14 protein-coding genes are annotated in these 13,612 nt (G+C 71.7%); 11 read left to right on the top strand and 3 right to left on the bottom strand.

Annotated elements, in window-relative coordinates:
* Nucleotides 1-458 precede the first annotated feature (458 nt).
* Together ACYVHU_RS15620 and cutA are read right to left on the bottom strand one after the other, a co-directional pair.
* The gene (locus tag ACYVHU_RS15620; protein ID WP_498948837.1) at nucleotides 459-1,055 is read right to left on the bottom strand and encodes a hypothetical protein; all 597 of its coding nucleotides are present in this window, start codon (nucleotides 1,053-1,055) and stop codon (nucleotides 459-461) included.
* Complete coding sequence (gene cutA / locus ACYVHU_RS15615; protein ID WP_078761824.1) at nucleotides 1,052-1,396, bottom strand: divalent-cation tolerance protein CutA; 345 nt, start codon at nucleotides 1,394-1,396, stop codon at nucleotides 1,052-1,054. Before cutA ends, ACYVHU_RS15620 begins: the two co-directional genes overlap by 4 nt.
* A 56-nt stretch (nucleotides 1,397-1,452) precedes the next feature.
* Here cutA and pyrE point away from each other — a divergent pair, with 56 nt between their 5' ends.
* Nucleotides 1,453-1,998 (top strand): orotate phosphoribosyltransferase, encoded by a 546-nt coding sequence (gene pyrE / locus ACYVHU_RS15610; protein WP_432937494.1) that lies wholly within the window; start codon nucleotides 1,453-1,455, stop codon nucleotides 1,996-1,998.
* Here pyrE and ACYVHU_RS15605 read toward each other — a convergent pair.
* Entirely contained in the window at nucleotides 1,995-2,381 is a 387-nt protein-coding gene (locus ACYVHU_RS15605) for a RodZ domain-containing protein (protein ID WP_078762060.1), read from the bottom strand. The genes pyrE and ACYVHU_RS15605 overlap by 4 nt on opposite strands.
* A gap of 356 nt (nucleotides 2,382-2,737) precedes the next feature.
* Here ACYVHU_RS15605 and fbaA point away from each other — a divergent pair, with 356 nt between their 5' ends.
* From fbaA to ACYVHU_RS15555, 10 genes are all read left to right on the top strand, one after another.
* A complete protein-coding gene (gene fbaA, locus ACYVHU_RS15600) occupies nucleotides 2,738-3,760 on the top strand; it encodes a class II fructose-bisphosphate aldolase (protein WP_078761826.1) in 1,023 nt (340 codons plus the stop codon).
* An 84-nt stretch (nucleotides 3,761-3,844) separates the two neighbouring features.
* A complete protein-coding gene (locus ACYVHU_RS15595) occupies nucleotides 3,845-4,258 on the top strand; it encodes a DUF3151 domain-containing protein (protein WP_078761827.1) in 414 nt (137 codons plus the stop codon).
* 175 nt (nucleotides 4,259-4,433) lie between these two features.
* A complete protein-coding gene (locus tag ACYVHU_RS15590; protein WP_078761828.1) occupies nucleotides 4,434-5,717 on the top strand; it encodes an adenylosuccinate synthase in 1,284 nt (427 codons plus the stop codon).
* Between the two features lie 123 nt (nucleotides 5,718-5,840).
* Complete coding sequence (purD, locus tag ACYVHU_RS15585) at nucleotides 5,841-7,091, top strand: phosphoribosylamine--glycine ligase (protein WP_498948836.1); 1,251 nt, start codon at nucleotides 5,841-5,843, stop codon at nucleotides 7,089-7,091.
* Nucleotides 7,092-7,178: 87 nt separating this feature from the next.
* Nucleotides 7,179-7,439, top strand: coding sequence for a hypothetical protein (locus tag ACYVHU_RS15580; protein ID WP_078761830.1), 261 nt, complete (start codon nucleotides 7,179-7,181; stop codon nucleotides 7,437-7,439).
* Between the two features lie 76 nt (nucleotides 7,440-7,515).
* Nucleotides 7,516-8,823: an adenylosuccinate lyase gene (gene purB / locus ACYVHU_RS15575; protein WP_078761831.1), complete on the top strand. Its 1,308-nt coding sequence runs from the start codon at nucleotides 7,516-7,518 to the stop codon at nucleotides 8,821-8,823.
* Entirely contained in the window at nucleotides 8,823-9,458 is a 636-nt protein-coding gene (locus ACYVHU_RS15570) for a hypothetical protein (RefSeq protein ID WP_078761832.1), read from the top strand. Before purB ends, ACYVHU_RS15570 begins: the two co-directional genes overlap by 1 nt.
* Before the next feature lie 47 nt (nucleotides 9,459-9,505).
* Complete coding sequence (locus ACYVHU_RS15565; protein WP_432937503.1) at nucleotides 9,506-10,414, top strand: phosphoribosylaminoimidazolesuccinocarboxamide synthase; 909 nt, start codon at nucleotides 9,506-9,508, stop codon at nucleotides 10,412-10,414.
* A 329-nt stretch (nucleotides 10,415-10,743) separates the two neighbouring features.
* Entirely contained in the window at nucleotides 10,744-12,045 is a 1,302-nt protein-coding gene (gene murA / locus ACYVHU_RS15560; RefSeq protein ID WP_078761834.1) for a UDP-N-acetylglucosamine 1-carboxyvinyltransferase, read from the top strand.
* Nucleotides 12,046-12,294: 249 nt separating this feature from the next.
* Nucleotides 12,295-13,560, top strand: coding sequence for a transcriptional regulator (locus ACYVHU_RS15555; protein WP_078762061.1), 1,266 nt, complete (start codon nucleotides 12,295-12,297; stop codon nucleotides 13,558-13,560).
* The last annotated feature ends 52 nt before the right edge of the window (nucleotides 13,561-13,612 follow it).

The raw sequence follows: 13,612 nt of genomic DNA, 5'->3' as shown, positions 1-13,612 counted from the left end.
ACCGGTGGGACCGCTGCCGTCCCCGGGGCATGGCGGGGCGGCCGGACCCGTCCCGGGCGGTGATCGCCCCTCCCGCATCCGGGCCGCCCGACACGGGCCGGTGGCAGGCACCTCGCCCTCGTCGCCACCCGGGGAATCCCGCTCGCGGTGGCGCCGGCCAGCGGTTCCCGCAACGGCGCCGCCCAGCCGCAGCGCCGCGGGCCGAAGCGCCGCCGTGCCCGGTCGGCCGGCTCCGGCGATGTCCCGGCAGCGTGCCCGGCGACCGCGGCGGGTATCGCCGGCCGCGGCGGGCCTGGGGACCACGCCGGTCATCGCCGGCGATCGGTTCCGCGCGGCTTCGGCGTGCTCCTTCACCGCTGGAGCGGCGAGCGGCCCATCGTCCGGCTTGTCCCGCCCGCGCGGCCATGGAGCGACGCGACGACATCCACGCGGCCGAGCCCTCCTGAGGCGAAGCAGGTTCAGCGATCCCTGGCGAGCAGATCGGCCGCGAGCCCCAGCAGCGCGCCGGCCGGGGAACCGGGACCGGACGGGGACTCGACGACGGGCCAACCGCGCAGGCGGGCCAGCCGGGCGCAACCGGCGTATCCGGGGTCGGAGAGGAGGTAGCCGCAGGGCGCGTCCGGCCAGTCGGCCGTCACGGGGAGCGGCTCGGTGTCGTATCCCGGGGGCGGCGGCGGGCCGGTGTGGTGGACGTGGGGCAGCTGCGCGGCGGCGAGGGCGGCCCGCGTGGGCGTGCCCGGTTGCGGGAGCGGTCCGTCGGCGAGGACGTACCCGGCGACGCGGCGGTGCGCGGCGCGCTGGGCCGCGGCGACCCCCGGCAGCAGCGGTGCGGCCCCGCCCTCGCCGACGAGCAGGAGCGGGGCCGAGGGAGCCGCTCGGCGGATCTCCAGGGCCGCCCCGGCGACGTAGCGCGCGGCGTAGGGGGCGGTGTCGCCCACGACGACCTCGGGGACCACCACCTCGACCCCCTCCTCGGCGAGGTCGGCGGGCAGGGCGCCCCAATCGGCCGGCCCGCGCAACGGGTCGTGGAGCAGGACGACGGAGAACGGGGTCACGTCTTCGGGCCGGTCTCGGCGCTCACCCAGGCGAGGTAGCCGGCGGATCCACCGGTGACGGGGACCGCCACGACCTCGGGTTCGTCATAGGGGTGGAGGTCGAGGAGGCGGGCGGTGAGCTCGTCGAGGCGGGCGGCGGTGGTCTTCATGACGACCGTCCACTCCTGGTCCGCCTGGACCTCCCCCTCCCAGCGGTAGAAACTCGTGATGGGGCCGCCGACCTGGGCGCACGCGACGAGGCGGGCCTCGACCACCGCGCGGGCCAGCCGTTCGGCCGCGGCCCGGTCGTCGACCGTGGTCTCGACCCGCACGTGTCCGGCCGCGGACCGAGGATCCGTCATGTCGCGCCTCCTCCGCTGCTCAGGGCAGTGATCCGCACGTCCTAGGCTCATGGGACATGAGCGACCGCGAGGATCTCCTCCGACACATCAACGATAAGGCCGTGGTGCACGGCAAGGTCACCCTGTCCTCGGGCATCGAGGCCGATTACTACGTCGATCTGCGCCGGGTGACGCTGGACGGCCAGAGCGCTCCGCTGGTGGGCCGCGTGATGCTGGACACCACGGCGGACCTCGACTACGACGCCGTGGGCGGCCTGACGCTGGGCGCCGACCCGGTGGCCACCGCGATGCTGCACGCGGCGTCCGCCCGCGGACGGCGGCTGGACGCTTTCGTGGTGCGCAAGGCCGGTAAGGCGCACGGTCTGCAACGGCGTATCGAGGGACCCGACGTCAAGGGACGCCGGGTGCTGGCGGTCGAGGATACCTCGACCACTGGGGGATCGGTGCTGACCGCCGTGGAGGCGTTGCGCGAGGCCGGCGCCCATGTCGTCGGCGTCGCCGTCATCGTGGACCGAGGCGCGCGCGCCAAGGTCGCCGGCGAGGGACTGGAGTACCGCGCCGCGTTTGAATTGTCCGATCTGGACGTCGGGGAAGGCCGCTAACCCTCCTGTTCCACGGTGAAGGCGTAGTCCGGACCCTCACCGCTGATGTCCTTGGGCCTGCCGTTGACGTGGACCTCGACCGCGTCTGGATCGCCGATGGTGACGTCCAGGCGCGGTTGGTCATAGGTGGCGTACTGGCCCTGTTGCATGGTCGTGTCGGTGATGACCTCCCCGCCGGGGATCCTGACGAGCACGTCGCTGGATTCTCCGACGACCCGGATGTAGAGCACCTTCTTGTCGGTGATCTCGTCCTGCGGCTCGGCCAGCGCCGCGGATCCCTCGGGGACCACGACGTCGCCGGTTCCGGGTAGGGAACGGTAGAAGAAGTACCCGCCCAGGACCACCAGGATGATCAACAGCACGACCGCTCCGACGATGGCCAGCATTTGGCCAACGCCCCGAGGATCATTGCGATGTCGTCCCACGGTGCTGAATGTAGCGTGTATCACCCGGGGGGTTCGACGGGCGGGGGCACTCTCGCCGCCGCCCCCCACGGCCGGTCACGCAGCGCGTCAGCGGTGGTACCCACCGTGCGCCGCTCCCCTCGGCGGGACGCGGTTCGGCACGATGGATCCGAGAGGCCATTTCCGGCTTTTTGGTCTAGACCTTTCGTGGGCACCCGGTGTTCGCGATACTTGCACCGGAAACCCGACGGGACATCCCGTGCACGACCCGGCCCCGGGAGCCCCCGGAGCCGTTCTCATCGACAACTCCAAGGCCAGAGCAGGGAGTCATCACCATGCCCATCGCCACCCCAGAGGTCTACACCGAGATGCTGGGCCGCGCGAAGTCGCAGGGCTTCGCCTACCCCGCGATCAACGTGACCTCCAGCCAGACGCTGCACGCCGCCCTGCGCGGCTTCGCCGAGGCCGAGAGCGACGGCATCATCCAGGTCTCCACCGGTGGCGCGGAGTTCCTGTCCGGCGCGACCGTCAAGGACATGGTCACCGGCTCGGTGGCGTTCGCCGAGTACGCCCGCATCGTGGCCGACAAGTACCCGGTCAACATCGCCCTGCACACCGACCACTGCCCGAAGAACAAGCTCGACGGCTTCGTCCGTCCGCTGCTGGAGATCTCCAAGGAGCGCGTGGCCAGGGGCCAGGAGCCGCTGTTCCAGTCGCACATGTGGGACGGTTCCGCCGTCGAGCTGGAGGAGAACCTCCAGATCGCCGAAGAGCTGCTGGCCGCCTCCAAGGAGGCCCGCACCATCCTGGAGATCGAGGTCGGCGTCGTCGGCGGCGAGGAGGACGGCATCGTCGGCGAGATCAACGAGAAGCTCTACACCACGCCGGGCGACGGCCTGCGCACCGCCGAGGTCCTCGGCCTGGGCGAGAAGGGCTACTACATGGCGGCCCTGACCTTCGGCAACGTGCACGGCGTCTACAAGCCCGGCCACGTCAAGCTGCGCCCGGAGGTGCTGAAGGAGATCCAGGACGCCGTCGGCGCCCAGTACGGCAAGGACAAGCCGTTCGACCTGGTCTTCCACGGCGGCTCGGGGTCGACCCTGGAGGAGATCCACGCGGCGATCGAGTACGGCGTGGTCAAGATGAACATCGACACCGACACGCAGTACGCCTTCACCCGTCCGATCGTCGACCACGTCATGAAGAACTACGACGGCGTGCTCAAGATCGACGGCGAGGTCGGCAACAAGAAGGTCTACGACCCGCGCTCCTACGGCAAGGCCGCCGAGGCCGGCATGGCGGCGCGCGTCGTCGAGGCCGCGCAGCAGCTGAAGTCCGCGGGCAACAAGATGAAGTAGCCACGCGCCTGTCAGGGCCTCCGGCCGCGGCCGGAGGCCCCTCGGCTGCCGCGGAAGGCGCCCGCGCGCTGGCAGGATGGGGGCATGGACCTGTCACAGAACCTGCTGGGGGAGCCCCCGGCGACCCGTCTGCCCGAGAACGAGGAGGCCCGCGCCGCTCTCGCCGCCGGCGACCCGGCCGAGGTCGCGGCCCGCTTCCCCGCCTACTCCGCCGCGTGGGCCACGCTCGCCGAGCGGGCGCTCGCCGCCGGCGACCCCGTCGCCGCCTACGCCTACGCCCGCACCGGCTACCACCGGGGGCTGGACCAGTTGCGGCGCTCCGGTTGGAAGGGGCACGGCCCCATCCCCTGGGAGCACGAGGCCAACCGCGGTTTCCTGCGCTCGCTGCACGCCCTCGGCCGCGCCGCGGCCGAGATCGGCGAGACCGACGAGGCCGAGCGCTGCTCCACGTTCCTGCGGGACAGCAGCGCCGAGGCCGCCGCGGCGCTGTCCTCCTGAGCTGGGACGCCTCCCCCGGGCGGGGAGCCCGGTGACGCCCTTAACGTCCCGTTGAGGGTCGTGTACCCTCGATATGCAAGAGCCCCTGTCGTTTTCTTGCGCCAGGGGCTCAGGCATGTGCAGGGACACCGTGCCATGGTCCTCGGTCGGACAGAGATTGAAGAGGTAGACGCGGATGCCGGCGATCACGCTCGTTGGGGCCCAGTGGGGGGACGAGGGGAAGGGCAAGGCCACCGACCTGGTCGGCAACCGCGTTGACTACGTCGTGCGCTATCAGGGCGGCAACAACGCCGGCCACACCGTCGTCATCGGCGACCAGAAGTACGCGTTGCACCTGCTGCCGTCGGGCATCCTCTCCCCCGACGTCGTCCCGGTCATCGCCAACGGCGTCGTCATCGACCCGGCCGTGCTGTTCGAGGAGCTGCGCGGCCTCCAGGAGCGCGGTGTCTCCACCGAACGGCTGCTGATCTCGGCGAACGCGCACCTGATCATGCCCTACCACCGGGCCTTGGACAAGGTCAGCGAGCGCTTCCTGGGCAAGGGCCGCATCGGCACCACCGGGCGCGGCATCGGCCCGACCTACGCCGACAAGATCTCCCGCGCGGGCGTGCGGGTCCAGGACATGTTCGACGCCAAGATCCTGCGCAAGAAGCTGGAGCTGGCGCTCAACGACAAGAACCAGATCCTGACCAAGGTCTACAACCGTCGCGGTCTGGAGCTGGAGCAGATCCTCGACGAGTACCTGGGCTACGCCGAACAGCTGCGCCCCTACGTGGCCGACACCTCCCTGATCCTCAACAAGGCCCTGGACGAGGGCAAGACGGTCTACCTCGAGGGGTCGCAGGGCACGCTGCTGGACATCGACCACGGCACCTACCCGTTCGTGACCTCCTCCTCGCCCACCGCGGGCGGCGCGTGCGCCGGTTCGGGTATCGGCCCGACCCGCATCACCAAGGTCGTGGGCATCCTCAAGGCCTACACCACCCGGGTCGGATCGGGGCCGTTCCCGACCGAGCTCCTGGACGAGTCGGGCGAGTGGCTGCGCCGCCAGGGCCACGAGTACGGGGTGACCACGGGTCGCAACCGCCGCTGCGGCTGGTTCGACGCCCCGATCGCGCGCTACGCCACGCGGGTCAACGGCATCACGGACTTCTTCCTCACCAAGCTCGACGTGCTGTCGGGCCTGGACCGCATCCCGGTGTGCGTGGCCTACGACGTCGACGGCGTGCGCCACGACGAGATCCCGATGACCCAGACCGACTTCCACCACGCCACGCCGATCTACGAGTACTTCGACGGCTGGAACGAGGACATCACCCACGTCCGCGCCTTCGAGGAGCTCCCCAAGAACGCCCAGGCCTACGTCCGCGCGCTGGAGGAGATGTCCGGCGCGCCGATCTCGGCGATCGGCGTCGGCCCGGGCCGTGACCAGACCCTGGAGCTGCGCTCCCTCGTCTGACCCGTCCGCTTCCCCACGTTGGTCTCGACGTCGGGGCCCTCTCCCGGCCACTGGGGGAACTCCGTCGCGGGATCGCCGTGGGGACGTCCCGTCCGTTTCCTCACACCCCCTGGGGTTCCTCCTGTGATAACCCTCGTCCTCGGTGGTGGCGGCCGCGAGCACGCCCTCGTCCGCGCCCTGTCGCTCGACCCCGACGTGACCGCCGTGCACTGCGCGCCCGGCAACCCGGGCATCGCCGACCTGGCGGAGCTGCACCCCGTCGACCCCGCCGACGGCGGGGCCGTGGCCGATCTCGCCGAGCGCGTCGGCGCCGGGCTCGTCGTCATCGGCCCCGAGGCGCCGCTCGTCGCGGGCGTCGCCGACGAACTGCGCGCGCGTGGCATCCCGGTGTTCGGCCCGGGCCGCGAGGCGGCCCGGCTGGAAGGCTCCAAGGCGTTCGCCAAGGAGGTCATGGAGGCCGCCGGCGTGCCCACCGCGCGCGCCAGGGTCTGCGTCACCGAGGCCGAGGCCGCCGAGGCGCTGAAGGAGTTCGGCGCGCCCCACGTGGTGAAGGACGACGGGCTGGCCGCGGGTAAGGGCGTCGTGGTCACCGACGATCTCGAAACGGCCCTGCGGCACGCCCGCGCCTGTGAGCGGGTGGTCATCGAGGAGTACCTCGACGGCCCCGAGGTGTCGCTGTTCGTGCTGTGCGACGGCGTCGACGCGGTCCCCCTGCTGCCCGCGCAGGACTTCAAGCGCGCCCTGGACGGCGACGAGGGCCCCAACACGGGCGGGATGGGCGCCTACACGCCGTTGCCGTGGGCTCCGGAGGATCTGGTCGCGCAGGTCATGGCCGCCGTGGTGCGCCCCACCCTGGCCGAGATGGCCCGGCGCGGCACGCCCTACCAGGGGCTGCTCTACGTCGGCCTGGCGCTGACCTCGCGGGGTCCGCGGGTGGTGGAGTTCAACGCGCGTTTCGGCGACCCCGAGACCCAGGTCGTGCTGGACCGGCTGGCCACGCCGCTGGGATCGCTGCTGCTGGCCACCGACACCGGTGGGCTGGGGGCGCTGCCGGAGCTGCGTTGGCACCCGGGCGCGGCGGTGACCGTGGTGGTCGCGGCCGAGGGCTACCCGGGGACGCCGGCGAAGGGCGACGTCATCACCGGCCTGGACGCCGCGAACGCGGTCGAGGGCGCCTACGTGCTGCACGCCGGGACCTCCCGGGACGCTGACGGCAGGATCGTCGCCTCGGGCGGCCGGGTGCTCAGCGTCGTGGGCACGGGCGAGGACCTGGAGGCGGCCCGCGAACGCGCCTACGCCGCCGTCGCCGAGATCGGGTTGCGGGGGGCGCACCACCGTAGCGACATCGCCAAGGCCGCTGCCCGGAACACGTGACACTGCCGGACGTCGGGTTTCTCGGCGTCCGCGAAGTTCGTCCTCCCTGTCGGGAAAGATGTGCTTTTTCGCGGGCAGGGAGGCGGCATGGAAGATATCGCGTCCCGCGCCGAAGAGGCCTACGTCACCGACGACGGCTCGATCCTCTTTCCCGAGAAGGTCCTGGCCCAGGCACACCTGCGGCCCGGCGACCGGGTCGCGGTCCGGGTGGTCGGGCAGGGCGCGCTGTCGGTGCGCGCCCTGCCCGGCGCCGCGGATGTGGCCCCGCCCGTGGTGGGAGGGACCGCCGCGCCCGCGGGTGGTGAGGCCGCGCCCGACAGCGCCCCGACCGTCCCCCTCCCCCGTTGAGATCCCGCCGGGCCGTCTCCCCGCGCAACCGCGCACCGCCTGCCCCCGCGTGGCGGACACCTGCCAAAATGGTCCCGTGATCGAGCGCTACACCCTCCCCGAAATCGGCCGCGTCTTCAGCGACGCCCACAAGTACGAACTCTGGTGCCGGGTCGAGACCCTGGTGATGGAGGCACACGCGGCGGCGGGGACGATCCCGGCCGACTCCGTGGAGCCGGTCCGCCAGGCGCCGCCGCCCACCCCCGAGCGGGTCGCCGAGATCGAGGCCGTCACCCAGCACGACGTCATCGCCTTCCTGACGGCCTGGGCCGACAACACCGAGCCGCGCGAGGCGGCCAAGTGGGTCCACTTCGGCATGACCTCCTCCGACCTGCTCGACACCGCGCTCGCCGCCCAACTGGTCGAGGCGACCGACATCCTGCTGGCCAAGGCCGACACGCTCGTCGCCACGCTGCGCGACCACGCGCTGGAGCACCAGGAGACCCTACGGGTGGGCCGCACCCACGGCATCCACGGCGAGCCCGACGTGTGGGGCCACCGCGTCGCCGACTTCGCCTTCGCCATGGCGCGCTCCCGCGACCGGCTGCGCCGCGCCCGCGAGTCGGTCGGCGTGATGGCGATCTCCGGACCGGTCGGCACCTACTCCAACATCGACCCCGCGGTCGAGTCCTACGTCGCCGAGCGGCTGGGGCTGCGCCGCGCCGACGTCTCCACCCAGGTGGTCATCCGCGACGGCATCTCCGAATGGGTGTCGGCGCTCGCGATCATCGCGACCGTGTGCGAGGCGATCGCGCTGGAGGTCCGCCACGGCCAGCGCACCGAGGTCCGCGAACTGTGGGAGCCGTTCGGCAAGGGGCAGAAGGGCTCCAGCGCCATGCCCCACAAGAAGAACCCGATCATGTCGGAGCGCGTCGCGGGGATGGCCCGCATCGTCCGCGCCCAGATCGTGCCGGTCATGGAGGGCATCCCGCTGTGGCACGAGCGTGACATCTCCCACTCCTCCACCGAGCGCATCGCGCTGCCCGACGCGGCCATCGCCACCGACTACCTGCTGCACCTGACCAACCGGCTGGTCACCGGCCTGGTCGTGGACGCCGAGCGGATGCGCGCCAACCTCGACTCCACGCACGGCCTCATCTACTCCTCCACGGTCGTCTCCGAGCTCATCGAGGGCGGGTTGTCGCGCGAGGACGTCTACGCGCTGGTGCAGACCGCGGCGATGCGGACGTGGGAGAACGGCACCCCCTTCCGCGAGACGCTGCGCGAGGAGGCCGCCTCCCGCGACATCGAACTGGACGAGGCCCGGCTGGACGAGGTGTGCCGCCCCGAGCGCTTCGTCGAACGGCTCGGCGGCGTCTTCGACCGGCTGAAGAACCTGTCCTGATGATGCGGCCCGACCAGTACACCGAGGTCGTCCGGCGACGCCTGTACGCCGCGCGCGCCAGGGTCACCGAGGAGCAGCGGCTCGGCCCCGGCACGGCCCTGGTCGGGCTGCTCTCCGACACCGTCGCCCTGTCCCCGGTCACCCTGTGCCTGGCGGTGACCAGGGCCGAGGTCGCGACCGCGCCGATGCTGCGCGACTTCTGCGGGCACGCCGCCGCCCACACCCGCGCGGTGGTGGGCGGCGGGGTCGGCCTCCTGGAGGGCGCGTGCACGATCGCGGCGGTCGTCGCCGTCCACTCGGATCCCCCGGCGCAGGCCGCCGCCTCGGCGAAGACCGCGGTCGGGTTCGGCACGATGCTGCGCCCGGTGCTGGTCGACCTCTCGACGGGGACGGTGCACACCTGGACCGGGACGCGGCTGCTCGGTCTGGCCGCCATGGGCTACATCCGCGACAGCGTCCGCCGTCTCCTGCCGCCGCCGGGCGAGGCGCTGGCGGAGCTCGGTGGTCCCACCCGGCCTGTTGGACCGCCGCACCCTCCGGGGCCGTCCGGCCACGATGGCCGTTTCGGCCCGCGGCCTCAGCCTCCCGGCCACTGGCCGCCCGGTCCGCCCCCGCCTCCTCGGCGGGGTCGCTGAGCGGCCTCGTCCCGTCCTTACGCATCTGAGAGCACAGCGAGCACACCATGAGCGGTTTCGTCGAAAAGCCCGTCCCCGTCGAGGTCCCCGGGTTGACCCACCTGCACACCGGCAAGGTCCGCGACCTCTACCGGACGGAGAGCGGCGACCTCGTCATGGTCGCCAGCGACCGCGTCTCCGCCTACGACTGGGTGCTGCCCACGGAGATCCCCGGCAAGGGACGGATCCTCACCCAGATGTCGCTGTGGTGGTTCGAGCGCCTGGCCGACCTGGTGCCCTGCCACGTGCTCTCGGACACGCCGCCGCCGGGCGCCCCCTCCGACTGGGCCGGCCGCACGCTGGTCTGCCGCGCCCTGGACATGGTGCCGGTGGAGTGCGTGGCACGCGGCTACCTCACCGGTTCGGGCCTGGCCGAGTACCGCGTCGACGGCACGGTCTGCGGTGTCGAACTGCCCGGGGGCCTGGTCGACGGGTCACGCCTGGAGGAGCCGATCTTCACACCGGCGACAAAGGCCGAGGTCGGCGAGCACGACGAGAACGTCTCCTACGAGGCCGTTGCGGCCCGCCACGGCGAGGAGCTGGCGGCCGAGCTGCGCCGGCTCACCCTGGCCATCTACACGCGGGGCCGCGAGATCGCCGAGGAGCGCGGCATCATCCTCGCCGACACCAAGTTCGAGTTCGGCCGTGACGACGAGGGCGGGCTGGTCCTGGCCGACGAGGTCCTCACCCCCGACTCGTCGCGGTTCTGGCCGGCGGACTCCTGGGTCCCCGGCCGTCCCCAGCCCTCCTACGACAAGCAGTACATCCGCGACTGGTTGACCTCGCCGGCCTCGGGATGGGATCGTGCCGCCGACACCCCGCCGCCGCCGCTGCCGGCGGAGGTGGTCGAACACACGCGCGCCACCTACGTCACCGCCTTCGAGCGTCTCACCGGACGCTCCGTCGACGCCGGGTGATCCCGGCCACGATGGCCCCAGGGAGCGCGCCCAGCACTTACAGTGGTAACCGGTCCGTTCGGTCGCATGGGGCCGTGATCCCCTCTTGCGCGTAGGACCGTCCGCATTCGCCGGCGGGCGATCTGCCTTGGTTGCATATGGCGCGTTTTCCCGGGTAACCGGTGATTCGTTGCGGGATGATCAGGCGTACGAAGTACGTTGCTATAGAGTCATCGCCAGATGGCCACCGGTTGAGCCCATTCTCGTCGGAGCGCTCCGCGTGAAACCCCGCGTTCGACGGTTATGCATTCCCGGCGAGTACCACCAGATTCTGCCTCACGAAGGAGCTTATGAGCATGGGCCAGGAGGTTCGTTACCGCGTTCGAGGCGGCCGTCCCCTCACCGGAACCGCGTTCATCCAGGGCGCGAAGAACGCCGTCCTGCCGATGATCGGCGCCGCACTGCTGGCGTCCAAGGGGCGCACCGTCCTGCGGAACGTTCCGATCATCGAAGACGTCCGCCGCGCTCTGGAACTCGCCGAGCACATCGGCGCGAAGGTCGAGTTCCACGAGCCCGAGCGCACGATCGTCATCGACGCCTCCCAGCTCAACGACCCCGAACGCGCGGTCCTGCCGGCCGACATCGCGGCCCGCTTCCGCGGCTCGGTGCTCTTCGTGCCGGCGCTCATGCACCGCATGGGCCAGGCCCGGATCGAGGGCGTGGGCGGCTGCAACCTGGGCAGCCGCAACCTCGACTTCCACTACCGCGGGTTCGCCCGTCTCGGCGCCGAGGTGACCGAGGACGCCGAGCGCAACCACATCAACATCAAGGCCGGGAACCTCAAGGGCGGCCACCTCTACCTCGACACCCCCTCGCACACCGGCACCGAGAACCTCATCATGGCCGCGGTCCTCGCGCCGGGAACCACGGTCATCGAGCACGCCGCGCTGGAGCCCGAGGTCCTCGACGTCATCGACTTCCTCACCCGCATGGGGGCGAAGATCACCGGCGGCGGCACCGGCTTCATCACGGTCGAGGGCGTCGAGGAGCTCAGCGCCGTCGAGCACACGATCATGTCGGACCGCATCGACGCCGGCGTGTTCGCGATGATGGCGGCGGCCACCGGCGGTGAGGTCAGCCTGGTCGGCGCGCACCTGGAGCACCTGGGCGTGGCCCGCTGGAAGCTGGAGCAGATGGGCGTGGAGTTCGCCCAGCAGGGCGCCGTGCTGCACGTACGCCGCGACCCCGCCACCCAGCTGCGGCCGATCAACGCCGTCACCTCGCCCTACCCGGGCTTCGCGACGGACCTGCAGTCCCCGTTGATGGCGCTGGCGACGCTGGCCGAGGGTGAGAGCTACATCCACGAGGCCATCTACGACGGCCGCTTCGCGCTGGCCGACGAGCTCAACAAGATGGGGGCCAAGGTCGAGGTCGACGGGACCCGCGCGATCGTCCACGGTCCGACGGCGCTGCACGGGGCCGAGGTCGTCGCCCACGACCTGCGCACCGGCGCCGCGCTGGTGCTGGCCGGTCTGGTCGCCGACGGGGAGACGATCGTCGCACCGGGCTACCTCGTCGACCGCGGTCACTCTCAGTTCGCGACGCGTCTGGCCGCTTTGGGCGCCGACGTGTCACGGGAAGAGGTTGGTTGATCACGTAACGTCCCAGTTCACGGCGGGGCGGGGGGGTGGTCCCCCGCCCGGCCTTTTGACGTTCTGTGGCAAACGATCTTCATGGCCCCCGAACAATGGGTACGATCTCGGCAATCATGCCGTGACAGGAATTGGGTCGGGACCAGTGGGCGCACATAGTGAAGAGCGTGGAATGGTAGCGGGGAGCAACCCGAGGTGAGTGCGCAGCGTACCGGCGATTTGACGATCGGCGTCATCGGGCCGCACGAGGTGGTCGAGCGCGTCATGCTCATGGGCCCGGGCTCGACGGGACCGCTCAACGCCAGACTCATCGCCGCCGCCTATCGAGACGAGCAGGAGGCCACCGACAAGGTCCTCCGTCTGGGGTCGGCCATCGACGCCTATTTGTTCGCGAGCCCGGTCCCCTATGAGTTCGCGCGCAAGGCCGGCGTCTTGACCATGCCCGCCACCTATGTGCCGCTCGGCGGGGCGAGCCTGCACGAGGCGCTGCTGCGGGCCACCCTCGATGAGCGCTACGACCCCACCCGGGCCAGTCTGGACGTGCTCAGCCGCGCCGACGTGGTCGAGGCCTACTCCGAGGTCGACCTGCCCGTCGACGGGATCCACGTGCACGAGGAGCTCGCCAGCACCGCGGCGCTCACCTCGTTCCACGAGGGGCTGTGGCGCCGCAAGGCCACCCGCATGGCCATCACCTGCGTGCGGGGGGTCGCCGAACGGCTGGAGGCGGTCGGGGTCCCCACCCTGCGGTTGCGCCCGACCAACGCGGGCGTGCGCAGCGCGTTGCAGACCGCCGGCCTGCTCGGTGCCCACCATCGTCTGGAGGAGGCCCAGCTCGGCGTGGTCATCGTGGACGTTCCCACGCTGCGCGACTCCACCCGCCGCTCGACCCCCCGCTACTGGCGGGACGAGCTGCGCCTGTCGCTCCAGCGGCTGCTGTTGCAGGAGGCGCACCGCATCAACGCCACGGCGCACCCGGTGGACGACCACACCTTCATGGTCACGGCCACCCGCGGCTCCCTGGTGAGCGCCACCGAGGGATTCCGCCAGCCCCCGTTCGTCGAGCGGATCAAGTCCGAGCTGGGCATCACCATCGAGGTCGGCATCGGCATGGGCCGCACCACCCAGGACGCCGAGGCGCACGCCCGCGCGGCGCTGAGCAGGGCCCAGGCCACCCGGCAGAGCTTCGCGGTGGACCGCGAGGGCCGTTCCCTCGTCCCCGCCCAGCGCGCGCCCCAGCGCCAGTCCGGCGAGCCGTTGCGCACGAAGGGACGCGAGACCCTGCTGCGCCTCTCCGAGAAGATCGCCGAGGAGGACGCGCCGCTCGTGGTCGACGCCGAGGGCGCCGGGCGGATGCTCGGCGTCACCCCGCGTACCGCGCGCCGGCTGCTGCGCACGCTCGTCGAGGAGGGGCTGGCCTGGCCGCTGCCGCCCAACCGGACCCTCCAGCCCGGTCGTCCCCGGCAGTTGTACCGCCTGATCGTCGAGAAGCTCGACAAGGACAAGGCCGGGAAGTAACGGCGTGGCCGCACGGGGGCGGCCCGGTCGCCGGACGCGCGACCGGGCCGCC

This window comes from Marinactinospora endophytica, assembly GCF_054780875.1.
Note: the sequence above shows the minus strand (reverse complement) of the source record. Positions and strands in the feature narration are given on the sequence as shown.

Coding starts and splice junctions, on each gene's coding strand:
- fbaA (WP_078761826.1), top strand. CDS start 2,738: ATGCCCATCGCCACCCCAGAGGTCTACACCGAGATGCTGGGCCGCGCG.
- ACYVHU_RS15590 (WP_078761828.1), top strand. CDS start 4,434: ATGCCGGCGATCACGCTCGTTGGGGCCCAGTGGGGGGACGAGGGGAAG.
- ACYVHU_RS15565 (WP_432937503.1), top strand. CDS start 9,506: ATGAGCGGTTTCGTCGAAAAGCCCGTCCCCGTCGAGGTCCCCGGGTTG.
- pyrE (WP_432937494.1), top strand. CDS start 1,453: ATGAGCGACCGCGAGGATCTCCTCCGACACATCAACGATAAGGCCGTG.
- cutA (WP_078761824.1), bottom strand. CDS start 1,396: ATGACGGATCCTCGGTCCGCGGCCGGACACGTGCGGGTCGAGACCACG.
- ACYVHU_RS15570 (WP_078761832.1), top strand. CDS start 8,823: ATGATGCGGCCCGACCAGTACACCGAGGTCGTCCGGCGACGCCTGTAC.
- murA (WP_078761834.1), top strand. CDS start 10,744: ATGAGCATGGGCCAGGAGGTTCGTTACCGCGTTCGAGGCGGCCGTCCC.
- ACYVHU_RS15595 (WP_078761827.1), top strand. CDS start 3,845: ATGGACCTGTCACAGAACCTGCTGGGGGAGCCCCCGGCGACCCGTCTG.
- ACYVHU_RS15580 (WP_078761830.1), top strand. CDS start 7,179: ATGGAAGATATCGCGTCCCGCGCCGAAGAGGCCTACGTCACCGACGAC.